The 24,379-nt window shown below is 63.1% G+C and carries 23 protein-coding genes; 15 read left to right on the forward strand and 8 right to left on the reverse strand.

What is annotated here, in order from left to right:
- The first annotated feature begins 43 nt into the window (after positions 1–43).
- Positions 44–865: an enoyl-CoA hydratase/isomerase family protein gene (locus DP106_RS11415; protein WP_120085403.1), complete on the forward strand. Its 822-nt coding sequence runs from the start codon at positions 44–46 to the stop codon at positions 863–865.
- Here DP106_RS11415 and bioB read toward each other — a convergent pair whose 3' ends face one another.
- Together bioB and DP106_RS11425 are read right to left on the reverse strand one after the other, a co-directional pair.
- A complete protein-coding gene (gene bioB, locus DP106_RS11420; protein WP_120085404.1) occupies positions 866–1,957 on the reverse strand; it encodes a biotin synthase BioB in 1,092 nt (363 codons plus the stop codon).
- A 75-nt stretch (positions 1,958–2,032) separates the two neighbouring features.
- Positions 2,033–3,268: a DHH family phosphoesterase gene (locus DP106_RS11425; RefSeq protein ID WP_120085406.1), complete on the reverse strand. Its 1,236-nt coding sequence runs from the start codon at positions 3,266–3,268 to the stop codon at positions 2,033–2,035.
- A gap of 91 nt (positions 3,269–3,359) precedes the next feature.
- On the opposite strand from DP106_RS11425, the gene gnd reads away from it, so the two are divergent.
- The 11 genes from gnd (at position 3,360) to DP106_RS11475 (ending at position 17,176) form a co-directional block, all read left to right on the forward strand.
- Complete coding sequence (gnd, locus tag DP106_RS11430; RefSeq protein WP_120085407.1) at positions 3,360–4,256, forward strand: phosphogluconate dehydrogenase (NAD(+)-dependent, decarboxylating); 897 nt, start codon at positions 3,360–3,362, stop codon at positions 4,254–4,256.
- A 71-nt stretch (positions 4,257–4,327) separates the two neighbouring features.
- Entirely contained in the window at positions 4,328–4,909 is a 582-nt protein-coding gene (locus DP106_RS11435; RefSeq protein WP_120085409.1) for a 2Fe-2S iron-sulfur cluster-binding protein, read from the forward strand.
- A gap of 160 nt (positions 4,910–5,069) precedes the next feature.
- Positions 5,070–5,345 (forward strand): MarR family transcriptional regulator, encoded by a 276-nt coding sequence (locus DP106_RS11440; RefSeq protein WP_120085410.1) that lies wholly within the window; start codon positions 5,070–5,072, stop codon positions 5,343–5,345.
- Between the two features lie 44 nt (positions 5,346–5,389).
- A complete protein-coding gene (locus tag DP106_RS11445) occupies positions 5,390–5,884 on the forward strand; it encodes a dihydrofolate reductase (protein WP_120085411.1) in 495 nt (164 codons plus the stop codon).
- A 50-nt stretch (positions 5,885–5,934) separates the two neighbouring features.
- Positions 5,935–6,084: a DUF7557 family protein gene (locus DP106_RS15890; protein ID WP_165857879.1), complete on the forward strand. Its 150-nt coding sequence runs from the start codon at positions 5,935–5,937 to the stop codon at positions 6,082–6,084.
- A 333-nt stretch (positions 6,085–6,417) separates the two neighbouring features.
- Entirely contained in the window at positions 6,418–8,973 is a 2,556-nt protein-coding gene (gene folP / locus DP106_RS11450) for a dihydropteroate synthase (RefSeq protein WP_120085413.1), read from the forward strand.
- 50 nt (positions 8,974–9,023) lie between these two features.
- On the forward strand, positions 9,024–10,085 hold the full coding sequence (locus DP106_RS11455; RefSeq protein WP_120085414.1) for a Gfo/Idh/MocA family protein: 1,062 nt from the start codon (positions 9,024–9,026) through the stop codon (positions 10,083–10,085).
- A gap of 127 nt (positions 10,086–10,212) precedes the next feature.
- Positions 10,213–11,370 (forward strand): Gfo/Idh/MocA family protein, encoded by a 1,158-nt coding sequence (locus DP106_RS11460; RefSeq protein WP_120085416.1) that lies wholly within the window; start codon positions 10,213–10,215, stop codon positions 11,368–11,370.
- A gap of 38 nt (positions 11,371–11,408) precedes the next feature.
- The gene (locus DP106_RS11465; protein ID WP_120085418.1) at positions 11,409–11,588 is read left to right on the forward strand and encodes a hypothetical protein; all 180 of its coding nucleotides are present in this window, start codon (positions 11,409–11,411) and stop codon (positions 11,586–11,588) included.
- A 93-nt stretch (positions 11,589–11,681) separates the two neighbouring features.
- Positions 11,682–14,051 carry a sensor histidine kinase gene (locus tag DP106_RS11470; RefSeq protein WP_120085420.1) on the forward strand — a complete coding sequence of 790 codons (2,370 nt, stop codon included), beginning with the start codon at positions 11,682–11,684 and terminating at the stop codon, positions 14,049–14,051.
- Between the two features lie 74 nt (positions 14,052–14,125).
- Positions 14,126–17,176: an FAD-binding and (Fe-S)-binding domain-containing protein gene (locus DP106_RS11475; protein WP_120085422.1), complete on the forward strand. Its 3,051-nt coding sequence runs from the start codon at positions 14,126–14,128 to the stop codon at positions 17,174–17,176.
- Positions 17,177–17,271: 95 nt separating this feature from the next.
- Here the strand turns inward: DP106_RS11475 and DP106_RS11480 are convergent, their stop codons facing one another.
- The 6 genes from DP106_RS11480 to DP106_RS11505 all read right to left on the reverse strand — a co-directional run bounded on the left by DP106_RS11480 (position 17,272) and on the right by DP106_RS11505 (position 20,711).
- A complete protein-coding gene (locus DP106_RS11480) occupies positions 17,272–18,381 on the reverse strand; it encodes an aminotransferase class V-fold PLP-dependent enzyme (protein ID WP_120085424.1) in 1,110 nt (369 codons plus the stop codon).
- A gap of 64 nt (positions 18,382–18,445) precedes the next feature.
- Positions 18,446–18,790, reverse strand: a complete 345-nt coding sequence (locus tag DP106_RS11485; protein WP_120085426.1) for a thioredoxin family protein — start codon at positions 18,788–18,790, stop codon at positions 18,446–18,448.
- 118 nt (positions 18,791–18,908) lie between these two features.
- A complete protein-coding gene (locus tag DP106_RS11490; protein WP_120085427.1) occupies positions 18,909–19,325 on the reverse strand; it encodes a hypothetical protein in 417 nt (138 codons plus the stop codon).
- 5 nt (positions 19,326–19,330) lie between these two features.
- Positions 19,331–19,546, reverse strand: coding sequence for a hypothetical protein (locus tag DP106_RS11495; protein WP_120085429.1), 216 nt, complete (start codon positions 19,544–19,546; stop codon positions 19,331–19,333).
- 44 nt (positions 19,547–19,590) lie between these two features.
- Positions 19,591–20,316 (reverse strand): methyltransferase domain-containing protein, encoded by a 726-nt coding sequence (locus DP106_RS11500; protein ID WP_120085430.1) that lies wholly within the window; start codon positions 20,314–20,316, stop codon positions 19,591–19,593.
- On the reverse strand, positions 20,313–20,711 hold the full coding sequence (locus DP106_RS11505; RefSeq protein WP_120085432.1) for a nascent polypeptide-associated complex protein: 399 nt from the start codon (positions 20,709–20,711) through the stop codon (positions 20,313–20,315). Before DP106_RS11505 ends, DP106_RS11500 begins: the two co-directional genes overlap by 4 nt.
- A gap of 251 nt (positions 20,712–20,962) precedes the next feature.
- Between DP106_RS11505 and DP106_RS11510 the strand changes: the two genes are divergently transcribed.
- The 3 genes from DP106_RS11510 to mce all read left to right on the forward strand — a co-directional run bounded on the left by DP106_RS11510 (position 20,963) and on the right by mce (position 24,376).
- On the forward strand, positions 20,963–22,639 hold the full coding sequence (locus DP106_RS11510) for an acyl-CoA mutase large subunit family protein (protein ID WP_120085434.1): 1,677 nt from the start codon (positions 20,963–20,965) through the stop codon (positions 22,637–22,639).
- 242 nt (positions 22,640–22,881) lie between these two features.
- Positions 22,882–23,919, forward strand: coding sequence for a PAS domain-containing sensor histidine kinase (locus tag DP106_RS11515; protein ID WP_133305136.1), 1,038 nt, complete (start codon positions 22,882–22,884; stop codon positions 23,917–23,919).
- 73 nt (positions 23,920–23,992) lie between these two features.
- On the forward strand, positions 23,993–24,376 hold the full coding sequence (gene mce / locus DP106_RS11520; protein ID WP_120085438.1) for a methylmalonyl-CoA epimerase: 384 nt from the start codon (positions 23,993–23,995) through the stop codon (positions 24,374–24,376).
- Positions 24,377–24,379 lie beyond the last annotated feature (3 nt).

Raw genomic sequence — 24,379 nt, forward strand, 5'->3', positions numbered from 1 at the left:
GGCGAGACGGAATTTTGAATGGTCGCCCGTCGGTAGGCCGCGTATGGACGCAGACAGCGACGATAGCGACGCGACTCCCACCGCGTTCGAAACGCTTCGAATCGAGCGAACCGACGCTGTCGCCCGCGTGATCTTTGACCGGCCAGCCGAGCTAAACACGATCACGCCGGCGCTCCTTGAGGAGTTCGCGACCGTCATCGACACCCTTGAGGCCGACAACGATGTGGGCTGTCTGCTTCTCTCCGGTGCAGGTGACCGCGCATTCTCAGCGGGAGCCGAGCTTACAGCGTTGGCCGACGACGAGATGACCACCACCGACGGTGTCGAACTCGCTCGTACCGGCCAACAAACCTTCGGCCGACTCGACGCCTGCGACACGCCCGTCGTCGCCGCGGTCGACGGTGTCTGTCTTGGCGGCGGGATGGAGTTGGCGACGGCTGCGGATCTCCGACTCGCAACCGCCGACTCGACGTTCGGCCAGCCCGAACACAGCCTCGGGCTGCTGCCAGGCTGGGGCGGCACCCAGCGACTCCCGAACCTCATCGGCGAAAGTCGCGCCAAGGAGATCATCTTCACCGGCGACCACTACACCGCGGCGGAGATGGCCGATTACGGCTTTCTGACCCGCGTTGTCGACGGCGACGAGTTCAGCGAGCGAGCAATGGAGGTGGCCGAACAGGTCGCCGCTGGCCCGCCGCTCGCCCAGAAATACACGAAACGCGCGATGGGCGCCGGCCGCGACGACACCGACGCCGGCCTCGAAATCGAGGCCCACGCCTTCGGGCAACTGCTCGATACCGAGGACTTCAGCGAAGGTGTCACCGCATTCCAGAACGATGACGACCCGGCGTTTACTGGCGAATAGTTAGTCGTCGGCACGCGATTCGACGGCAGCGTCCGCACCGTCGTGGTTAGCCGTTGTTTTGACACGCTCAGGGTCAAACTCATTGACAGCCATGTTTGGCGTAAGGCCGGCGCGCTCGATCACTTCGATATCGGTTGCGGCGTCTTGGCCGCCGGTTGTGAGATAGTCGCCGGTCAGCAGGCCGTCCGCGCCAGCCTCGAAGGGCCAGTGCTGTTCATCCGTGGCGAGATTGACCTCGCGGCCACCCGTCAGCCGGACGCGGGCGGTCGGATGGAGTAGTCGGTAGACAGCGATGGTTTTGATCAGGTCGGTCTTCGAGATCGCCGCCGACTCACGGTCGCCGAGCGGCGTCCCCTCGACCGGGTTCAAGATGTTGACCGGCAGCGAGGAGACGCCGACCGTCCGCAGTTCGAGCGCGGCGTCGACACGATCCGCTGGTGTCTCGCCCATCCCGAGAATCACGCCGGCACAGAGATCCATCCCGGCGTTCTTCGCCCGGCGGAGTGTTTTCAGGCGATCCTCGAAGGTGTGTGTCGAGACGATCTCATCGAAGTACCGCGGGGAGGTCTCGATGTTGTGATTGTAATGATTGAGTCCTTCGTCAGCGAGAATGTTGGCCTCTTCCCGCGTGAGGAGGCCGAGGCTGGCGTCGATTTCGATATCGGTTTCATCGCGGACGAGTCGAACCGCACGGAGGACGTCGGCCCACTCCTCGGGGCGTTTTTGCTTGCTCACGCCTTTCTCGGCGACGACGATGCCAAACCGCTGTGCGCCGTCGGCTTCGGCGCGTTTGGCGGCCGCTAAGATCTCCTCGGGGTCGAGGAATCCGTGTGTCTCAATGCCGGTATCGAAATGCGCCGATTGAGCACAAAACCCACAGTCCTCGGCGCAGCTACCAGCCTTCGCGTTGACGATGCTGCAGGCGTCGACGGTGCCGTCGCCGAGTGTCGCTCGCACGGCGTCAGCCGCCGCGGCAAGGTCGTCAACCGGTTGCGCCAACAACGCGATAGCATCTGTGCGGTCGATCATTCCGCCATCGAGAACGCGAGCGACGGCGTCATCGATGGTTCTGTTTTCTGTCTCGTAAACCACGACCCACTGTGTTGTTTACACAATCATAAGTGTCGGGGGTCGAGGGGGGGAGAACGCGGTGATCAAGCACCGTCGCTACTCGTCGACGGCTGTGTCGGTGTCGTTTTCCTCACCCTCATCGGCCGCGTCAGCCGTGTTTAGATCCTCGGCGACATGCTCGAAGGCCTGTAGAATCACGCGTTTCGCCGTTTCACCCTTCGTTGTCCAGTGGTAGGCGTAATCCATCATGTCGTCGTAGATCTCGGGCTTACAGCCGGCCGCCTTCGGGTGGCCGCCGCCGTTGACCTGCCGGGCGACCAGATGGGCGGACTCAAAAGCCTCACCGCCGCGGATGCTCGCGCTGCCGGACGGTTTGACGATCACCGCGGCGTCCGCACCCACGTCTTGGAGCTCGTCGGCAACCTCGTTTTGTGAGCAGCGGCCGTAGGTGACGCCGACCGTCCACGGGCCGACCGATTTGTACGCCGCCCGGTCGACCGCTTTCTCGATCAGTTGCTCCTTTTCGACGCGGCGGTGGCTGATGTACGCCTCGACCGGCTGTGGCAGCGACGCCCCATAGGCACCGACGACAGCGGCATACTCCTCGGCGTCCGTCCAGAAGGCGTAGTCGGCCAGATCCATGCTCCGTGGATCATCCTTGATCCAGAGGTCGTGATCACGGGTGACCGCCGCCAGCTCGGCGAACTGCGCCTCAAAGTCATACGCCAGCGAGCGCAACGTGACATCCGTGCTACACTCCGCGTCGGAATCGCCGACAACGAGGTCGACACCGATATCACGGACAGCGTCGGCAACGTTCTTCGGCCACTGGTGGTGGTCGTACCACGAGACCCGGTCGTCACGATCACGGATCGTCTCAAGCGGATCGGCAACCGCATCGTAGCTATCCGGCGCGATATCACAGACGTAGACATCGGTGCCCGGCTCGGCATACGTAGCGACATACTCCAAGGATTCTGCCAGCGAGTGGGGCCCGGCGGCGATCAGCCCGACCGCGGAGTCACCCGTGTCATCCATCTCAACGGCTATCTCATCGGTGTCGTCGCCATCGTCAAGTCGGCTCTCGATCGCGTCAAGAAACGGCTCAACATCGAGCGCGGCGTCGTACCGCTCGCGGATGAGCGCGACACAGCCCAGTCCGTCGGCATCGGAGTCGGTGACAACGACGGCCTCCGCGCCGTCGATGGCGTCTTTCGCGCGTTTCTCACTGCGATCCTCGTCGAGTGAGTTCGGATAGAAGAACCCCGTGCCCGGGAGCACCGACCGCCGATCAAGCGAAAGCTCGCTGCTGTCGATAAGTGAATCGTCCATGAACTGATTCTGTCGGCAACGGTGAAAACTCCCCTGTGTTGGGGCGAGTACAATCACAACCACTACCACCCCCCACCGCCTTCCTCCGCGCATGCAACTCGGCGTGATCGGGCTTGGCCGGATGGGACAGATCGTTGTTGACCGTACCGTCAACGGCGGCCACGACGTGGTCGCCTTCGATCTCGACGACGACGCGGTCACAACGGCAGCCGACGCGGGGGCGACGCCCGCCGACTCGATCGCCGACTTTGTCGGGCAACTCGGCGCGGACAAACGGATCTGGCTGATGGTGCCGGCCGGCAAGGCGGTCGATGCAACCCTCAACGATCTTGATCCACACCTCACCGAGGACGACGTGGTCGTCGACGGCGGCAACTCCAAGTTCCAGCGATCGGTCGACCGCGCCGACGCCTGTTCGGCGGCCTACCTCGACTGCGGCACCAGCGGTGGGCCCGCGGGCGCAGAGGTGGGGTTCTCGCTGATGATCGGCGGCCCCGAGTGGGCCTACGAGGCACTCACCCCTGTCTTCGATGCGGTCGCCACCGGCCCGGATGGCCACGATCGAATGGGCCCATCCGGCGCGGGTCACTACGTGAAGATGGTGCACAACGGCGTCGAGTACGCGCTGATGCAGGCCTACGGCGAGGGCTTTGAGCTGTTGGCCAACGGTCGATACGACCTCGATATGGAGTCGATCGCCCGAACCTGGAACAACGGCGCGGTGATCCGCTCGTGGCTGCTTGAGCTCTGTGAGGAGGCCTTCGTCGAGGAGGGCAGCGATCTCGGCGATGTTGCCGACCACGTCGCTGGCGGCTCGACAGGCACCTGGACGGTGCAGGAATCACTCGAACAGGAGGTGCCGGTGCCACTCATCTATCAGGCCCTCGCCGAGCGGTTCGACAGCCGCAACGAGGGGCGATTCTCCCGGCGGCTTGCCAACCGGCTCCGATACGGCTTTGGGCGACATCATGTCGCTCGCAACGAGTGAGCGTCACAGATCGCGACACACGCAGGCGGAACCTCGTAAGGTAATTAACCCCCGATTCCTAACGCCTCAGTATGGTTGATCTTGTGGCGTTCGGCATCGCTGCAGCCCTGACAGGGATATTCGTCGTGCTGCACTTTGCCAATGGAACCGAGTGGGAGGCCAACCCCGATATCTCCCAGGAGATCTTAGAGAAGCGCGCAGCGGCGGTGCCGGAAACCAGCTTCCCTGAGCCGATGAACCGGTCGATCGGCGGCGGTGGCGGCGCGGTCGCCATCGAAGGCGGGGCTGAAACAGGCGATGACGGCGAACTCGAAGAGGCCGAGCCGGAAGAACAGAGCCCCGCGGAGATGCCCGAAGACGAGGTCGAGTACCACGAGATCGAACTCGCCAAACAGGGCGAAACGATCGAGGTTGCCAGCAACGAGACGATCCTTGACACGGCCGAAGACGAGGGGTTCGACCTGCCGTATGCCTGCCGGCAGGGCCAGTGTGTCTCCTGTGCGGGTCACATTGAGGATGGCCCGGCTGAGGATCACGTGATCCACTACGAGCAGGAAACGTTCACCGACGAGGAGATCGAAGAGGGCTACACCCTGACCTGTGTGGCCTACCCGATCGCGGACTTCACGCTCGAAACCGGCGAAGCGCCGTAGCGACCGGTTGACGACGCCGCGCGGATTCCGATCAACGATCGTTGTTTCTGTTGATTTTCCACTCGACAGCAGTAGCTCCCTCGGCAGTGGCGATACACGGTCGACCGCGGGCGATGCACAACCGCGTGGTGTTTAATTCCCGGCGTATCGGCTACTTTTTATGGATGACGCCACCCGATCAACCCTCGAAGATCTCCCGCCAAGCGCGAAGCTAGTCTACAAAACGCTCGAATACGAGGGGCCGTTGACGCAGGGTGACCTCGCAACCGAATCGTTGCTCCCCTCCCGTACCGTTCGCTACGCGCTGACAACACTGGCCGATGATGACCTCATCGAGGAGCGACTCCACATTCAGGACGCCCGGAAACGGCTCTACTCGCTGGCCACCAACGAGCCCGCCGCCGCGACCAATCTTGCGATCAACGAACCGAGCTGAGTCGATACGCCAATCGTTTTTGCATTACCGCGCGTACGCTGGCTATGGAACTGGTGTCAGTCGCCGCACTCGCAGACAACCGTGTAATCGGCGACGACGGCGGGCTTCCGTGGCCGTCGATCCCAGCCGACAAACAACAGTACCGCGAGCGGATCGCCGACGATCCCGTCATCTTGGGGCGGGTCACCTTTGAGTCGATGTTGGACGGCCTGCCGGGCACCGCCCAGATAGTCCTCAGTCGAAGCGAGCAAAAATTTGACGTACCGACTGCACACCACGCCGCCGGCGTCGACGACGCGATCACTGTCGCTGAGAGGTTGGCTGCGGAGACGGTCTACGTGATCGGTGGGGCGGTGATCTACGACCTGTTTCAATCGCATCTCGACCGGATGGTGTTGAGTCGGGTCGCCGGCACCTACGAGGGCGATGCAGTCTATCCCGCGTGGGACGACGAGGCCTGGACACTCGAATCGACGAGCGAGTACGACCGCTTCCGGCTCGAAGAGTGGGTTCGCGTTGCCCCCACAACGGCGGAGTAAGCGGCGGTCGGCGTTACATTCAATCCGATTGACAGCATAGAACAACTGCTATGCCGGTAGTCGAACTTGAGGACAAGACCATCGAGCGACTCGACGCCCTCCGCATCGATAACGAATCCTACGACGAGGTTGTCACCGAACTTATCAACAGCTACGAAAACGAGGGGCTCACGCTCTCGTTCGGTGACGACAGTGTCTGAGAAGATCCACACCACCGCGAGCAGCCGATGAGACCGCCGCGACTTCGACCTCGCGGTTGATGACAGCGATCCTGCCCGGGATCGGAGATTGTGTGATAGATGACGGGTCGTTGTATGGTCGACACCGCCAGCGTCCAGACCGGACAGACTGAGTCGGTAATCGGCCCAACAGTCTCGCTTGCACCTGCATCTCAATCACGGCACCGTCTATGGTGGCCGGTGGTTCGGGACAACATCGAGAAGCGATGGGATATTGCGTCGTGACACCTAAGAGGACGATCTCGACTACCCCCCCTTCGTTACCCATAAGCGGCGGCGGCGAGATCAACCTGTATGGAGTATCACGAGGCGGTGGATTTCCTCTTTGACCTCCGCCGGTTTCAGGTGCGGCCGGGGATCGAATCCGCGGCCGCATTGCGGTCGGAACTCGACGACCCCGGGGGCGACATCCGGTTCGTGCAGGTCGCCGGTTCTAACGGGAAAGGCAGCACCGCAAAGCTGACCGAATCCGTGCTACGGGAGGCCGGCTACTCGGTTGGCCTCTACACCTCGCCACACCTCGAAGCGCTAAACGAGCGGATTCAGGTCAACGGGCGGCCGATCACCGACCAAGCGATCACCGAGTTTGTCGAGCAGGTAAAACCGTGGCTGATCGACCGCGCCGCCGACGGCGAGCCGCTGACCTTCTTTGAGGTTGTCACCCTGCTCGGAATCTGGTATTTCGATCGACAGAACGTCGACGTCGCCGTCCTCGAAGTCGGCCTCGGCGGCGAGTTTGATGCGACCAGCGTCATCGATCCCGTCGCCAGCTGCGTGACGACCATCTCCTTGGAACATACGAGCGTCCTGGGTGAGACAATCGAAGAGATCGCGGCGACAAAAGCGGCAGTCGCCCCCGAGGACGGAACCCCGCTGGTAACCGGAACGACCGGTGACGCGCTTGCGACACTCCAAGCCGACGCTGGCGACGTGTTGACAGTTGGCACCGACGGATCGACAGACGTGACCGTCGGCTACGATAGCCGGGTGACGACCACCGAATCACAGATCTCGGTGTCGATGCCGGGCGACGACGCGGCTGCGAGCAGCGGCGACGGAACCACCAAATTCCCAGCACCGTTTGCCGACGGGCTGGATTGTTCGGCACGGCTCGCATTACTCGGCGAACACCAAGCCCTCAACGCCGGGATCGCAACGACGCTGGCCGGCCAAGTCATCGAGACGTTCGACGAGGATGACGACGATACAGCCGTCACCCTCGACACCGACACCCTCCGGCGGGGGTTACGCAACGCCCACTGGCCCGGGCGGTTTGAGGTGCTGGAAACGGAGCCGCTGACCGTCTTCGACGGCGCGCACAATGCCGACGCTATCGAAAAGGTCGCCGAGACGCTATCGACCTTCGAGTACGACGACCTCCACGTGGTCTTCGGCGCGATGCACGACAAGCCCCACGCCGAGATGGTCGCCGCGTTGCCGACGCCAACATCGGTGATCACCTGCCGGCCAAATCTCGACCGCGCCGAAGATCCGGCCGTTCTCGCCCGCTGTTTCGAAACCGAAGGCATCGCGTCGGTGACCGCAGGCGAGGCGGTCGCCGATGCCATCACCAAGGCTGAAACGCGGGTTGGCCCCAACGACTGTCTGCTCGTCACGGGGTCGCTGTTTGCGGTCGGCGAAGCGCGGTCGGCGGTGACGCGGCTCGATATTCCAAAGCGCGTCGATGACACCGAAACAGCGACTGAGGTGTTGAAGGGGATTCACGCAACAGCCGGTGACATCGACAGCGGCCACGAGGAGACAGTCCACCGAACGATCGCGACCCGTGTTGACGATAGACAGGCGGCCATCCTCCGCGAGCAGTTCGCCTCCCTCGGCGGCAACTGCGTCGCTTCGGGCGTCACGACACCGGGCGAACGCCATGAACTCGTCCTCTCGGGGACACTCGCGGAGTTCCGCGCGCTGACAACGGAGCTCGCTGACTGCGGCGTTGGCCTCCCGGCGGTCGCAGCCGATCTTCGCGAGGGGTTGGGCCTCGCTGCCGAGACCGCCGCCGACGCGACATCGACCGAGCCCAGACCGTGGGACGATGGCACCGCGGTTATGGGCATTCTCAACGTCACGCCCGACAGCTTCTACGACGGCGGCGATTTCTTTGATCAAGATGCGGCCATCGAAGGAGCAAGAGCACTCGTCGATTCGGGAGCAGATATCATCGATATCGGCGGCGAGAGTACGCGCCCCGGCGCGGAACCGGTGAGCGTCGACGAGGAGATCGATCGCGTCGTGCCGGTCATCGAGGCTGTCGCCGAACTGGACGTGGCCATCTCCGTCGACACACGGAAAGCCGCGGTTGCGGAGGCCGCGCTCGATGCCGGTGCTGATATCGTCAACGACGTAACCGGGCTTGACGATTCGGCGATGCGGGAGTTGGTCGCCGATCGCGAGGTGCCGGTGATCCTCATGCACTCGATCGACGCGCCGGTCGTCCCCGACAAGGAGATCGATTACGACGATGTCGTTGCGGATGTTCTCGCCGTCCTCAACGAGCGACTGATACTCGCCGAAAAAGCCGGTATCCCCCGCGAGCGGATCATCGTCGATCCCGGCATCGGCTTCGGGAAAACCAGCGCGGAGAGTTTTGAGCTGCTGGATCGCCTCGGCGAGTTCGACGCCCTCGGCTGCTCCGTGCTCGTCGGCCACTCCAGAAAATCCATGTTCAGCAAGATCGACAGCGAGCCCGACGACCGGCGTGACGCGACAGTTGCGGCAACCGCTTTAGCCGCCGAGCGCGGGGCCGATATCGTCCGTGTCCATGATGTCGCCGAGAACCGATCCGCGGTCGACGTGGTGGCTGCGCTCGACGATCCTGACTCGATCGGAGGGTAATCTCCGGCGTGGCCACAGGTTTATCGGCTGGCGGTGCCCGAACCATGTCAATGACACCGGAGCCAGTCAGCGTCGGCATCGTCGGTCTCGGGGGAATCGCCGCCCACCACGCCGAGATCCTGACCGACCACGACGCCGACCTCGTTGGTGGCGTCGACATCGACGAAACCGCCCGCGGTGAGTTCACCGCCGAATGGGCAGTGCCAACGCACGAGCGGTTAGAACCACTGCTTGATGCCGCCGAGGCCATCTTCGTCACGACGCCAAACAAATACCACGAGGAGTATGCAACCGCCGCATTGGCGGCTGGCTGTGACGTACTGATCGAAAAGCCGCTCGCCCACACGCTTGACAGCGCGAAACGGATCGCGGCGGCGGCTGCCGACGCTGAGGGGTTCTGTATGGTCGGCTTCAACAACCGGTTTGCCGCCCCGATCGACGTGCTCACCAGCTACCGCGCAGCGGGGCGATTCGGCGAGATCACCCACGTTGAGGCAAACTACGTGCGGCGACGCGGCATCCCCGGTCGAGGCTCGTGGTTCACCTCGAAGGCGGTCGCCGGCGGCGGCGCGATGATCGACCTCGGCGTCCACGCCATCGATCTTACGTTGTCGGTGCTTGACTTCCCTGAGATCACCGAGGTCTCGGCGACAACACGGGCGGCGTTCGGCACCCGTGAGGAGTACACCTATCTCCACATGTGGGGCGACGACGAGGGCCCCGATGCCTTCGATGTTGAGGATGCCGCTAGCGCGTTCATCCGCACGGCCGACGACCGCACGATCTCTCTGGAAGTCGCGTGGGCGACCAACCGACCGCGAACCGACGAGTTCGTGTTTCGCGGCACCGACGCCGGCGCGATCTACGACCGAAAAGCCGATTCGCTCACCCTCTATGAGGCGGACACAGCCGGGCAAGAGCATCTCACCGAAACAACCGTCGAAACCCGCGACAGCAACACGCATGCCGCCGAGGTTGGCTCCTTTCTTCAGCACGTCCGGCAGGGAAAAGCACCGACGACAAACACGGTCGAACAGGGGGTAGCCGTCCAGCGGGTGATCGATGCGATCTATCGCTCCGCGGACGCGAGCCACGCCGTCGGGGTTGAGTGAGGCTGACTGGTGGGCACCAGCGGATCGCGCCGTGGGCGAACCGTTATTCGGCTGGTCGCTGTTGCGGCGAGTATGTCACAACAACCCACGGCGGGACTGATCGACGATCGACCACACGGTGGAAGCGATGGCTGACCCCCTGCAGGTCGGGATGCTCGGCTATGGGTTCATGGGTCGTGCCCATGCCAACGCTATCGCCCGGCTCCCGATGTTCGTCCCAGAGGCCCCAGCGACAGAACGGCACACGCTGATCGGCCGCGACGAGGCCGCGCTCAGCGAGGCCGCCGATCGACTCGGCTTCGAGCACACAGCGACCGACTGGCGAGCCGTCATCGACGACGTGGACGTGCTGTACAATCTCGGGCCGAATCACCGCCACGCCGAGCCATCGATTGCCGCGCTCAACGCTGACACCGCCGTACTCTGTGAGAAACCGCTGGCGACGACGCTGGCCGACGCCGAGGCGATGACCGAGGCCGCAGACAGGGCGACAGTTCCGGCAGGGTGTGGCTTCAACTATCGCTTTCTCCCCGCGATCCAGCACGCCAAGGAGCTGATCGACCGCGGCGAACTCGGCGAGATTCAGCAGTTTCGGGGGCGCTATCTACAGGACTGGCTCGTCGATCCCGAAGCCCCCTGGACGTGGCGGCTGGACAGCGACGCCGCAGGCTCCGGCGCACTCGGGGATCTGGGAGCGCACACGATCGATCTCGCACGGTTTCTCATCGGCGACCACACCGGCGGGATCGACCGCATCACCGGCCAGCGACAGACGTTCGTCGATGAACGCCCGGTCTACGCCGACGACGGCGAGACAGTCACCGAGTATCAGCCGGTCACTGTCGACGACGCCTACACCGCCGAAGCCGTCTTCGCCAACGGGGCGACTGCCACCTTCGAGGCCTCCCGTGTTGCCGCCGGCCACAAAAACGACCATACCATCACAATCCACGGCACCAAGGGAAGTCTGCGGTTTTCGCTTGAACGACTCAACGAACTGGCGGTGCTCACCGGCGATGCCCGCGGCTATGAGACGGTGCTTGTGACCGAGGAGACCGACCCCTACTTGGACGCCTGGTGGCCGCCGGGCCACGTTCTCGGGTGGGAACACACCGCCGTCCACGAAAACGCGGCCTTCCTCTCGGCGGTTGCCGACGAGACGGCGTTTCAGCCATCGTTTGCCGACGGCTATGCCGTCCAGCGCGTTCTCGATGCCATCGAGCGCGCCGACAACACGGGGGAATGGGTCGATCTTGCTGCCGAGTCGGTGTCCGGGGATACCTGACCGAAACGATTTTTCGCGTCGCCGGTATCCCTCAGAGTATGTCCAGCGTCACTGATCTCGAACTGGTGTCGACCGTGGTGATGGGGATTATCATGGCTGGGGTGTTGGTGGCGTCCGGCTATCTCACGGTCTCGAGTTCGATCACGTTCGTCTCGATGGTGCTGATCGGGTTTATTGCCATGCGCGCGATCCGTGGCCGCAAATGGAGTTGGCGGTAGGCGAAGTTGCTACTGAGTCCCGTACACGATGTGGTCTCACTGACTGACCGCGACCCAAGGCGACTCCGTCGCTGATATCACGTAAACTCACAGATGGATAGTCACCAACGGATCGAAACGTTGTACGCGCTGTCGCTGGCGATCACCCCCGAGGAGACACTCGAAGCGACGGCGGCGACCGCGCTGGACGCGTATCTGGATCGACTCGACTGTTCGGTCGGCGCGGTCTTCGAGCGACGCGACACGGGCGAGTACCGGCTCGTCGGCCCGGATGCGGCCGTCGGGGCAGACGACCCGCTGTATGAAGCTGCCGAAGATCAACTGATAAGGCGGGCAGTCACCGACGAGGAGCACCACACGTCGCTGCCGGTCACCGCGGCGGTCGGTGACGACAGCCACTACTGGCTGTTCAACTTGCCTGATTTTGGGATGCTCTTGCTCGGCCGGCGTGGCGAACCGTTCGATGACGCGATGCTGACAGGGCTGAAACCGCTCAATGAGCAGTTGGCAACAGCCTGCAGAACCAAGCAGGTCAAAACGACACTAGGCGACGCACGCCGGCGGTTTGAGGCACTGTTCACGACGATCGATGAGCCGATGGTCACCGTCGGTGTCGGCGAAACAGGCTGTGAGATCGGTCGCACGAACGCGGCGTTCACAGCGACGTTTGGACAGCCGACAGCCCCGGTCGACGGGATTGATCCCACCGATCTGACCCCCAACAGCGACCCAGACCAGTTGGTCGAGCTCGAATCACGCCTCCGTGACGGTCACCCTGTAACCGAGGCGGTGCGCCGACAGACGACAGCCGGAACGGGCGAGTTTCTCCTGCGCGGCGTGCCGGTGAGAACCCCGAACGGCCAGGAGATTTTTCTGCTGTATGTGGATATCACCGAAGAACGACGCCGCCAGCGGACGTTAGCATCGCTCTCCGAGGAGTCGGCGGCGATTCTGACAAGCGACGATCAGGCGACAGCTTGTGACCGAACGGTAGCAACGGTGGTGTCGGTGCTCGACGTGGCGGTCGCAGAGATTCACCGCTACGATCGGGGCACCGACACACTACAGCCGGCGGCAACAACCGCCGAAACGCCGGTATTTGTCCAGAGCGACGCAGCCGACAGTTCGGTGCTGTGGGCAACGTACGACGGGACGCCACGCCGGATCGACGCGCTGTCGGAAACCGACGCGACACTCCGCTGTGACGACGAGACGATCGAAAGCGTTCTATCGTTGCCGCTGGGCGATCACGGCGTTGTCATCGTCGGCGACGACCGACCAGATAGCTTCGACGAAACAGCCCGGCAACTGGGCCAACTGCTTGCGGCCTTCGGCCGTATCGCGCTGACCCGGACAGAGCGCGTGCAGAGTCTTGAGGCGATCCAATCGATCACCCAAGACGCTGTCACCGCCGACAGCGTCGATGAGATGGTTGAGACGGTTGTCGACCAGCTCCCAACAGCGACCAACTTTCCGACCGCTGGGATCTGGCGGGCCGACCCCGCCACAGATCAACTCAAACCGATCGGCGCGACCGGGCGTGCCGCGGAGCTCATCGGGACGCATCCGACGTTCGAACCCGGAAACAGTCTGGCCTGGGAAGCCTACGAGGCGGGTGAAACGCGGTTGGTATCGGATGTACAGGAACACCGGGAGGCCTACAACGAAGCGAGCGTGATCCGCTCTGAGGTGATCACACCGATCGGCGAGTTCGGCGTACTGATCCCGGCGGCGATGCGCCCACAGAATATCACCGTTGGTGATCAAAAGATCGCCGAGACGCTGGCCTCAAGCCTCACGACAGCGATCAAGCTGATCGAAAACCGGCGAGACCTCCAGCTGCTGGAGGCTGTCACCGACCGTGTCCTCCGACACAATCTGCGGACGGAGCTCAGCGTGATCAAATCCCGAATTCAGCAGCTTGCCGAAGACTGTGGTGAAACGGCGTTTACTGAGCAGATGTTGGCCCACGCCGAAGGGCTTGAGTCGACCGCCGAAACCGCCCGGACGATGCGGACGGTCGTTCAACGCCGTGATGACCGCCGGGAGCTGCCTGTCGAGACTGTTATCGAAGACGGGATCGCGGCGGCCCCTGAGCCACCAGCCGACGTGGATCTTGTCGTCGATATCGACACCACAGCAACCGTTGTTGGCCACCCAAAGCTCCCGGCAGCGGTCGCTCACCTCATCGAAAACGCACTGGAACACGCGACGCAGGATGGCGGGGAGATCCGGGTGACAGCCACAGCCGACGATGAGGTACACATCACCGTCGCCGACGACGGCCCGGGGATTCCAACAAACGAGCTTGCGGTTCTCGACCAGGCTGACGAATCCACACTGAGCCACGCCAGCGGCGCTGGCCTCTGGCTGATAGACCGGATCGCCACCTACTCCGGCGGTATCTTTGTTGCTGATGTCGACGACGGGACGATCGCACAGATCACCCTCCAACGCCCATAGCGACGACACCCTCACAGCGCCTGCCAACCATAGATTCATTGATCACGTCTCACAAACCCTAGCTAACAGATACCATGAGCAAAACAACCCCACCCGACGATCCACGCCCGGATCCGGCGGATGATCCGCGAAGCAACTACGACTATCGGAGCGACGAGGTCGACGACCCCGGCCTCGTCGCCGATCTCGAAGCGCTTGTCGACGGCGACGTGCGCTTTGATAGCTATACTCGCAACCTGTTTGCGACCGACGCCAGCGCGTATCACCAGCTCCCGATCGGCGTTGTCGTCCCCGAGTCGACCGCGGACGTGCAGGCGGTGATGCGCTACTGCGCCGACAACGAGATTCCGGTACTCCCCCGCGGCGGTGGCACCAGCCTTGCGGGCCAGACGGTCAACGAGGCGGTCGTCCTCGATTTCAAAAAGCGGTTCACCGACATCATCGAGGTCGACCCTGACGCCCAGACGGTGACCGCCGAACCCGGGATCACACTCGCCCGACTCAACGACCAGCTTGCGGAGCACGGCCTCAAATACGCCCCCGATCCGGCGTGGGGCGACAAAAGCGTCCTCGGCGGCTGTATCGGCAACAACTCGACGGGCGCACACTCCCTGAAATACGAGAAGGCCGACGGCTATCTCGAATCGGTAGAGGTTGTCCTCGCCGACGGGACGGTAACAACGTTCGGGTGGATGTCGGTCGACGAACTCCACGACCGCGCCGAGGCCGCCGCGGGTACCAACGACCCACGCATCGAAGAGCAGGTCTACGCTGTCGTCAGCGATATCCTCCGCAATCACCGCGATGCGATCAGATCTCGGTTCCCGGATCTCATGCGCAACGTCTCGGGGTACAACCTCGATAAACTGATCGAAGACGCCGAAGAACACGGCGCGGTCAACGTTGGTCGCCTGCTGGCCGGCAGTGAGGGCACCCTCGGCATCGTCACCGAGGCGACCGTCTCGCTGGAACCGATCCCCAACGAGACGGCGGTCGTCATGTTGACCTACGACGACGTGATCGACGCGATGGAGGACGTGGCCCCGATCCTCGAACACGATCCCGCGGCCGTTGAGGTGATGGACGACGTGTTTCTCGATCTCGCGGCCGACCGTCCGGAGTTCGCCGATGTCGTCGATTTTCTGCCTGAGGGCACCGATTCAACGCTGCTCGTTGAGTTCTATGCCGACTCGATGGCGGATGGCAAACAGAAGATCGCCGACCTCCTGGCTGACCGGCTGCCGAGCAGTGATGCGGCGGTTGCGCCGAGCGACAACGCGGGATCGACGACGACAGACGAACCCTACGCCGTCGACGCCCTAGAGGCCTATGACGACGACCGACAGGCCAAGTTCTGGAAGATGCGGAAGGCCGGCCTGCCGATCCTCCTCTCGCGGACGAGCGACGCAAAACACTGGCCGTTCATCGAAGACACCGCTGTCCCAGCCGAGAATCTCCCCGAATACGTCAGCGACATCCAGACGCTCTTTGAGGAGTACGACACCTTTGCCTCCTACTACGCCCACGCCGGGCCAGGCGTGCTACATATCCGCCCGCTGCTCGATCTCAAAGCCGACGATGGCATCGAGACGATGCATGAGATCTGCGACGACGTGACCGATCTCGTCGTCGAGTACGGCGGGTCGGTCTCCGGTGAACACGGCGACGGGCGCGCGCGGACGACGTGGAACGAGAAGCTCTACGGCGACGAGATCTGGTCGCTGTTCCAGCGACTCAAGGCCGCCTTCGATCCCGATGACCTGCTCAACCCCGGCAACGTCAGCGGTGACGCCGACCCGACCGAGAATCTGCGATACGACGCCGACTACGCGTTCGACGCCGATTTTGAGCCAACGCTCAACTGGGACAACGATAACGGCTTTCAGGGGATGGCCGAACTCTGTCACGGCTGTGCCGGCTGTGAGGGTCACCAGGATACCACAGGCGGCGTCATGTGTCCAACCTACCGAGCGACAGAAAACGAGGAGATCACCTCAACGCGGGGGCGAGCAAATATGCTCCGCCGGGCGATGAGCGGCGAACTCCCTGACGACGTGTTCAGCGAGGAGTTCAGCGACGAGGTGTTGGATCTCTGTATCGGTTGTAAGGGCTGTAAGCGCGATTGCCCCAGCGGTGTCGACATGGCGAAGCTCAAAACGGAGATCACCCACGAACGCCACCAACGCGAGGGGATCGGACTCCGCGACAAGCTCTTCGCCAACGTCGAAACGCTGTACAGCCTCGGGAGCACGTTGGCCCCGCTGTCAAACATAGCGACGGCGCTTCCTGGCAGCGGTCTCCTCGCCGAGAAAACCCTCGGCATCGCCCGGGAACGGGAGTTGCCGAGGTTTACGCGCAACACGCTTCAGAGGTGGAACCGCGACCGGACGCCAGCCGTCAGCAAGGCCGACGCCGACCGCAAGGCCCTGTTGATCCCTGACCCATACACCAACTACACCCAGCCCGATGTCGGCAAAGCCGCGGTTCGGGTGCTCGAAGCCGCCGGTGTCCACGTCGCCATCGCCGAGGAGGTGACCGACAGCGGCCGACCGGCCCACTCGAAGGGCCTGCTCAACCAGTCGACGGCAACCGCCGAGGCCAACGTCGAGGTGCTGGCCGACCGTGTCGCCGACGGCTGGGAACTCATCAGCGTCGAACCCAGCGACGCGGTGATGTATCAGGAGGATTATCTCGATCTGTTGTCCGGTGATGCGGTCGAAGCCGTCGCCGACAACACCTACAGCGTCTTAGAGTATATCGACACCTTCCGGTTGGATGACGCCATCGACACGGCAGGCGACGAGACGCTGTCGTATCACGGCCACTGCCACCAGACTGCCGCCAGCCGGGAGCACCACGCGGTCGGCGTGCTTCGACGGGCCGGCTACGAGGTCGACGTGCTGGATACCACCTGCTGTGGGATGGCCGGCTCCTTCGGCTACGAGGCCGAACACTACTCGATGAGCCAGGCGATCGGCCGGCTGCTGTTTGACGCCGTCGACGACTCGCCGGCCGACACAGTCGTCGCACCGGGTACCTCCTGTCGCTCGCAACTCGGTGACGCCGACCAGTACGACGGGAAGCCGCCGCATCCGATCGAGAAGGTCGCCGACGCAGTTCGGTAGCTGCTGTTGGGCGTGTCGTGGGTTAGGCCGACCGGGGGCTGCTCGGTGTTCTGAGTAGGGACGTTCGCTGAGCCAGACGCGCGTGTCGGTAGTGGTTACGCTGTCTCCAACGCCGTGATCACTGCATCGATTTCGGCGGCCGTCGAGACCGCATGTACCGACACACGAATCGCATCGGGGTGGGGCAGCGACCGGATAACGATCCCCTCCTCGGCGAGTCGCTCGACGGTCGCCTCGGGGTTGTCGACGGTGATCGACACCAGCCCCGATTCGTACGCCTGTGGACTCAGCAGGGCCTCGTCGTCAACCCCGGCTTTCAGTCGATCGGTCAGCGTCTCAATCCGGTCGGCGATCGTCGTGACCCCGACCGACTCGATGGCATCGATCGCCTCGATCAAGCCGGCGTGGGGGCCCGGCGAGGTGGTGCCGATCTCGAAGCGTTTCGCGCCGGGTTCGTAGGTCAACTCGGCGGCTGTCGGGTCGGTGACGCTCCGATAGCCGACCGCGCTTGGTTCCATCGTGTCGGCGACTGCACGGTCAACGTAGAGAAAGCCCGCACCCCACGGCCCGAGCAGCCATTTATGCCCGGCTGCGGCCACGGCATCGGCCCCCCACTCCTGAACGTCCATCGGGAGTTGACCGGGCACCTGCACCGCATCAACGAGGGTAAACGCGCCGGCCTCGGCGGCGATATCGACCAGCTCGGAAACGGGTAGTTGTGTGCCATGTGTCCACGTTACCGCGCTGAAACAGACAAGCCGTGCGTCGGCGACGGCCTCGGTGTAGGCGTCGATGTCGAGGCGGCCGTCGGTGGTTTCGACGACGCGTACCTCAACGCCTTGCGCTTCAAGCTGTTGCCACGGCAGTGTGCCGGCCGGATGTTCAAGATCGGTACGGACGACCACATCACCGGGTTCGAAGTCGACGGCTGTGGCGATCCGATTGATCCCGTCGGTTGTGCTCTCTGTGAGAGCAACTTCCTCTGGCTCGGCTCCGATGAACGCGGCGACGCGTTCGCGAGCACGGTCGTAGCTCGCAAAAGCGGTCGTGTAGGGGTCGTCAGCCCCGGAGTTGAACTCGTGGTCGGCAACGGTGTCGCTGACCGCATCAACAACATATGCCGGGCTTGGCCCATGAGCCCCAAAGTTGAGATACGCCGACTCCTGGAAGGCTGGCACGTCCGCACGGAGTTCTCGCGGTGTCATTGCTCACTACTCCGGAGAGGGGACGGAAAACCGTCGCGGCCGAGACAGCTCACCCCCACGGCGGTTAGGCCGTGTAGCCGGTGATAGTGGTTTCGAGCGTGTCGCCGGTCTGGGCACCGACCATGCGCTCGGCCTGTTCGCCGCCAGCATAGACCAACAGCGTTGGAATGCCCTGTACGTCGTGTTGGCTCGCTACTCCTTGGAACTGGTCGACATCAACTTTGAGTACCGCCGCCGCGGTGTCCTCGGCGAGGGCCTCGATTGTTGGCTCCATCATCTGACACGGGCCACACCAGTCAGCATAGAAATCGACGAGAACGGCATCATACCGCGAGACGATATCGGCGTACTCGTCGGCGTCGGTCAGGTGGATCGGTTCGGCTGGCGCGACGTCAGTTTGTGAACTCATCACGATTACATAAAGCCTATCGACGTAAAACTGTTTTGGGCTATTTTCACAATACTACAACACAGGCGGCTGGCGGTGACGAGTTTTTCAAAAACGGGATACCGCGGGACGGCGTCGGTTACGCGCCGAGCCAGCCGCGAAGGCGGGAACCCACTTCGGCGGCAACCGCACCGAACACGCCTCGCGGAGAAAGCTGTATCATCGACAGCGACGACACACGAGCCAGCAGGCTGTCGGTGCCGTCCGGAACGTAGTGAGCGACCGCACGCCCACGAACCCGGATGACGGCCGGCGAGTTGAACACCAGCGGCGTCTCATCAGGGAGCGCGTCCGTTTCGGGCAGCCAGTAGCCGGCTGTTGCGGTGACGCTCTGCTGGAGGTCATACAGTGCGAACAGCCCGCCGAGACTGTCGATATCGACGACGAGCGTGCCGTCGGCGGTTGTGATCGACACGTCTGTGCGGTCGGATTGGAGGGTCAGATCCGCCCCCACGACGAGTTGCTGCGGGGCCGATCCGGACTCGGCGTCGGTCACACTCGTTACTCGTCGTTCTCGCTCGTTCGGATGGTTAACGTTCCGTCGAGCCGCCAGCGGGCGTGGCTGGCGTCCTCACCGACCTTGTCAGGCACATCGATGTACATCTCCTCGAACTCATACGCGATCTCGGCACCACGGCCTGTCAGTCGCTCGTAGAGTCCGATCGCCAGTTCTGGCCACGTTTGCGTCTCTTCGATCTGCGCATCAGTTGATGCCATTGTACCTCAATGCATGACTGGCAACATAATAGTGCTTCCGGCGATTACCGCCGAGCGAACGTCAGATAGCCCGTGTGGCCGACGCCCGCAGTCGATGGACGGGTGCCGCGGTCGTCAACGGTAAGCTCCCGCTGGATCGTCTCGATGGTTTCGATATCGGAGAGCCCAGCCGCCTCCGCGGCCGCAACCGTTGCTCGGGAGTTCTCAACAAACGGCGAGTAAACGGCGAGATAGCCGCCGGCAGCGAGCAACTCACCCGCGCTAGCAACGACCTCGGGGGCGTCCTCAGTATCGAGCGTCAGCAGATCGAACGGCTCGGCCCCGGCAAGCGCGTCGGTCTCTTCGGTAAGGTCACCGGTTCGCACGTCAACGGTGTCGGCGACGCCGGCGACAGCCATGTTGTCGCGGGCAACCTCGGCGAAGTCGGCGTCGCGCTCGTAGGTCGTCACGTCGGCACCGAGGCGGCCGAGATACGCCGCGAGAATCCCCGTTCCTGTGCCAGCATCGAGCACGCGGTCGCCGGCGGCCGCGCCCGTATGGCCGATCACGAGACCGATATCTCGTGGCATCATCGGCGCGCCCGTGCGTTCAAGATGATTAAACAGGTCTGGCCCGCGGAGTTCACGGGCACGGAATTCCTCGCCGAGATGCGTCTCAAGCGTGTCACCGGAGTCGACGTCGATAGGGATGTCGACGACGCCGAGGTCGGTGTGAAGCTCATCGCCCGGTTCCCGGAGGTACTCCCGGTCGCCGTGAACGAGGAGGATCACTCCAGTCGGCTGATCGCTGCGGCGGGTTCGCCGTCCTCGGCTTCGAGTGCCTCCCGGGCCTCGCCCGGTGAGACGCCGGTCTGAGAGGCGACAAGCTTGATATCGGATTCAGGGATCTCGTCGTCAGCGTCGCCGGCGTCGCTGTCGTCCGTGTCGCCGCCTTCGACGGCACCGGCCGCGCCGGACGCCTCCTGTCGGTTGGGTTCGCCGACGATCTGGTAGGTCTGGGTGCCCTGGGCGTCCATTCGGGTGATTTCTGGGGCCTCAAAGACGAGCTGCTCGCCGTCGCTCGTCGTGATCGTGACCGACTCGGCGTCGATCTCGGTTACGTCGATCCCCATCTGTTCCATCATCTGCTGCATCTTCCGCGGGTTCATACCGCCGCCTCCAAACATGCCTCATCTTTCTTGTGGCGGCAGCAAAAGCATGGCGAAGCCATACCGACCGTGGGCAGGATACCGTTCAGATACGGTCGATTGGGTCGAGACTACCTCGAAAGCCGTCGGCCCCTTTCAGTCCCTCCGCGTCGGTGGGTCAACCGGCCGCAGTCGGGTGGGCTTTCGAGATGGTTTCAGTTGCTCTGGTGTATCTGAACACGACACCGGCGGAGTCACGCTTTTGCCGGTGCCGCCCGTCGGCCACAGCCATGTTCGACGATGAGGATCTCGAAGCGATCCGTGAGGCGAAAGCCGACTGGGAGGCCGAGACGGCCGGCCCGACGCTGGATCGCTTCGGCGAGCGCGAAGAGACGTTCACCACCGACACCGGTGGCCAGCGCGTCAAACGGCTCTATACACCCGATGATATCGCTGATCTCGATTACGAGGACGATATCGGCTTTCCGGGCGAAGAGCCCTACACGCGAGGCGTTTACTCAACGATGCACCGCGGGCGGCTATGGACGATGCGGCAGTACGCCGGGATGGGCACCGCCAGCGAGACCAACGAGCGGTTCAACTATCTGATCGATCAGGGCTCCTCCGGCCTCTCGATGGCGTTCGACCTCCCGACGCAGATGGGCTACGATTCCGACGCGTCGATGGCTGCCGGTGAGGTCGGCAAAGCCGGCGTCGCCATCGACACGCTCGCGGATTTCGAGACCGTTTTTGAGGGGATTCCACTCGACGAGGTCTCGACGAGCATGACGATCAACGCCCCCGCAGTCGTGCTGTTGGCGATGTATATCGCCGTCGGCGACAAGCAGGGCGTCGACCGCGCGGAACTGCGCGGGACGATTCAAAACGACATCATGAAGGAGTATATCGCCCGCAATCTTTTCATCTACCCACCGGAGCCCTCGATGCGGCTGATCACGGATACCTTTGGGTTCGCCGCTGACGAAATCCCGAATTTCAACACGATCTCGATTTCGGGGTACCACATTCGGGAGGCGGGGTCGACTGCGGCCCAAGAAATCGCTTTCACGCTCGCCAACGGGATCGAGTACGTCGAGGCCGCCATCGACGCCGGGCAGGACGTCGACGAGTTCGCCCCACAGCTCTCCTTCTTTTTCAACGCCCACAATAACATCTTCGAGGAAGTAGCGAAATTCCGCGCCGCTCGCCGCCTCTGGGCACGGATTATGGACGAGCGATTCGGGGCGGAGAGTCCAAAATCCAAACAGCTGAAGTTCCACACCCAGACCGGCGGCTCGACGCTGACGGCCCAACAGATCGAGAACAATGTCGTTCGTGTCGGCTACCAAGCACTCGCGGCGGTGCTCGGCGGTACACAAAGTTTGCACACCAACGGCAAGGACGAAGCACTCTCACTGCCGACCGAGCAGTCGGTGCGGACAGCGCTCCGAACCCAACAGATCCTCGCCCACGAGTCCGGCGTCGCCGACACGATCGACCCGCTGGCCGGCAGCTACTACGTCGAGTCGCTGACCGATGCGGTCGAAGCCGAGGCCCGCGAGATCATCGACGACATCGACGACCGCGGCGGGATGTTGCGCGCGGTGGATGCGGGATACATCCAACAGGAGATCCAGGATGTCGCCTTCGAGCGCCAACAGGAGATCGAGGCGGGCGAGCGGATCATCGTCGGCGTCAACGAGTTCGAGGTCGACGACGATCCCGAAATGGATCTCGACTCCGTCGACGAGGAAGACGAACAGCGACAGATCGACCAACTGGCGGCGATCAAGGCCGACCGCGACGACGACGCCGTCGACGAGGCACTCGATGCGGTGGCTACGGCGGCCGCTGGCGGCGACAACGTGTTGCCGCCGGTGATCGAGGCGGTGAAAGCCTACGCAACCGTCGAGGAGATCTGCGATGTGTTTCGCGATGAGTTCGGCGAGTACCAGCCCGGCGTCTGATGGCACCAATCGATTTCAGCCACGGTTGGCACCCTGTGTGAGCCACCAACCCCACAAACATAGACGACGACCGCTGTATGCGAATCTCTGTGCAGTAACGGACGGTCGTTTTCCGAAAAGCAAGACGTTTGTAGCGATTATACAACGCTTGGTCGTGTTTTATTACATATCGATTGAAAGTATACATTGAGTTCGATCAGCCGATACGTTGCCGGGGTGATGACGATGAGAGGAGGGACACAGTGACCACCTATCCACGCACCGAGAGCACGAATCGCTTCGAACGACTGTTCAACGAACTCAACGAGGCTGTCGTCGAGTTCGAACTCGTTGACGGCGACCCGATGATCGTTCAGGCGAACGCGACGTTTGTCGACACCTTCGGTGATGGAACTGAGTCACTGGGCGGCAGCTCGCTCAACGACCTCATCGTCCCAACTGATCGCCGCGAGGAAGCCGAACAGTTCGACGAGCAGACGGCCGCCGGCGAGTCAAATGCCGCGGTCGTCGAACGGGTGACCGCCAACGGTCGCCGGCAGTTCGTCTATCGGAGCGTCACAATCGATCAGGGCCACGCCTTTGCGGTCTACACCGACGTGACGGCGGAACTCCGCCGGGAACGCCATCTCGATGTGCTTCAGCGCGTCCTCAGACATAATCTTCGCAACGACGTGAACGTGATCGTCGGCAAAGCCGAGGAGATCACCACGCTGGCCGACAACAAGGAGATACAGACGGCCGCAAGAACGATCCGCGAGACCGCAAACGGGCTGGCCCGCCTCAGCGAGGAGGCCAAAACCGTCCAACGTGTCCTCGGAGAGTCGCCGACGCTGGAACCAACCGATATCACGGCCATCATCGATCGGGTCGTCACAGCTTGCAACAAGGAGTTCCCGGCTGCCGCCATCACGACCGACTGCCCGACAGCCTTGCTTGTTGCAGCCGACGCCAGCCTCCGAATACTCGTTGAAAGCCTCATCGACAACGCGATTCGGCACAATACAGCCGCAACACCAGCGGTGACGGTCACCGCTCATGTCGTCGACGATGTCACCGCCGAGTTGCTCATCGACGACAACGGGCCAGGGATTCCGGCGACCGAACGCGAGGTTGTCACCGGCGATCAGGATATCACGCCACTCCACCATGGCAGCGGGCTTGGTCTCTGGTTGGTGCGGTGGATCACCGACCGCTACGGAGCTGACCTCTCGATCGAAACCCCAGACAGCGGGGGGACAACCGTCAGAATCGCCTTCGATCGCGCGCTCGTCAGCGCGTAACGCGCCGGGTCGACGGCGTGCTGGCACCACATCGACCGCCCGATTTTATGCCGCTATCGTCGCAACGCTCGGCATGAACTTTCATCACGCCGGAATCGCCACCAACGACGCTGCCGCCGTCGCCGACCGTTACGCCGCGCTGTTTGACGCGCCGATCGTCCACGAGGAGCGCTTCGACGGGATGGCGGTCAACTTTCTCGACCTCGGTTCGGGCTATTTTGAGCTCTTAGAACCACACGATGACGGGCCGATCGCCCACTATCTCGACAGCCACGGCCCCGGGATCCACCATCTTGCGCTCAGCACCGCCGACATCGAGGCCGCCCTCACCCGGGCCGCCGAGCAGGGCATCGACCGCATCGACGACGAACCACGCCCTGGCGCGTGGGGCCACGAGGTCGCGTTTCTCCACCCGTCGTCGACCGGCGGCGTGTTGATCGAGATTGTCGCCGAGTGACCA

The sequence above is a fragment of the Halonotius pteroides genome (assembly GCF_003605635.1).
Classification (GTDB): Archaea; Halobacteriota; Halobacteria; order Halobacteriales; family Haloferacaceae; genus Halonotius; species Halonotius pteroides.

What these genes read in the sequence shown, in the direction of transcription:
- DP106_RS11415 (WP_120085403.1), top strand. Translation starts at nt 44, where the DNA reads ATGGACGCAGACAGCGACGATAGCGACGCGACTCCCACCGCGTTCGAA.
- DP106_RS11425 (WP_120085406.1), bottom strand. Translation starts at nt 3,268, where the DNA reads ATGGACGATTCACTTATCGACAGCAGCGAGCTTTCGCTTGATCGGCGG.
- gnd (WP_120085407.1), top strand. Translation starts at nt 3,360, where the DNA reads ATGCAACTCGGCGTGATCGGGCTTGGCCGGATGGGACAGATCGTTGTT.
- DP106_RS11435 (WP_120085409.1), top strand. Translation starts at nt 4,328, where the DNA reads ATGGTTGATCTTGTGGCGTTCGGCATCGCTGCAGCCCTGACAGGGATA.
- DP106_RS11440 (WP_120085410.1), top strand. Translation starts at nt 5,070, where the DNA reads ATGGATGACGCCACCCGATCAACCCTCGAAGATCTCCCGCCAAGCGCG.
- DP106_RS11445 (WP_120085411.1), top strand. Translation starts at nt 5,390, where the DNA reads ATGGAACTGGTGTCAGTCGCCGCACTCGCAGACAACCGTGTAATCGGC.
- DP106_RS15890 (WP_165857879.1), top strand. Translation starts at nt 5,935, where the DNA reads ATGCCGGTAGTCGAACTTGAGGACAAGACCATCGAGCGACTCGACGCC.
- folP (WP_120085413.1), top strand. Translation starts at nt 6,418, where the DNA reads ATGGAGTATCACGAGGCGGTGGATTTCCTCTTTGACCTCCGCCGGTTT.
- DP106_RS11455 (WP_120085414.1), top strand. Translation starts at nt 9,024, where the DNA reads ATGACACCGGAGCCAGTCAGCGTCGGCATCGTCGGTCTCGGGGGAATC.
- DP106_RS11460 (WP_120085416.1), top strand. Translation starts at nt 10,213, where the DNA reads ATGGCTGACCCCCTGCAGGTCGGGATGCTCGGCTATGGGTTCATGGGT.
- DP106_RS11465 (WP_120085418.1), top strand. Translation starts at nt 11,409, where the DNA reads ATGTCCAGCGTCACTGATCTCGAACTGGTGTCGACCGTGGTGATGGGG.
- DP106_RS11470 (WP_120085420.1), top strand. Translation starts at nt 11,682, where the DNA reads ATGGATAGTCACCAACGGATCGAAACGTTGTACGCGCTGTCGCTGGCG.
- DP106_RS11475 (WP_120085422.1), top strand. Translation starts at nt 14,126, where the DNA reads ATGAGCAAAACAACCCCACCCGACGATCCACGCCCGGATCCGGCGGAT.
- DP106_RS11480 (WP_120085424.1), bottom strand. Translation starts at nt 18,381, where the DNA reads ATGACACCGCGAGAACTCCGTGCGGACGTGCCAGCCTTCCAGGAGTCG.
- DP106_RS11485 (WP_120085426.1), bottom strand. Translation starts at nt 18,790, where the DNA reads ATGAGTTCACAAACTGACGTCGCGCCAGCCGAACCGATCCACCTGACC.
- DP106_RS11495 (WP_120085429.1), bottom strand. Translation starts at nt 19,546, where the DNA reads ATGGCATCAACTGATGCGCAGATCGAAGAGACGCAAACGTGGCCAGAA.
- DP106_RS11505 (WP_120085432.1), bottom strand. Translation starts at nt 20,711, where the DNA reads ATGTTTGGAGGCGGCGGTATGAACCCGCGGAAGATGCAGCAGATGATG.
- DP106_RS11510 (WP_120085434.1), top strand. Translation starts at nt 20,963, where the DNA reads ATGTTCGACGATGAGGATCTCGAAGCGATCCGTGAGGCGAAAGCCGAC.
- mce (WP_120085438.1), top strand. Translation starts at nt 23,993, where the DNA reads ATGAACTTTCATCACGCCGGAATCGCCACCAACGACGCTGCCGCCGTC.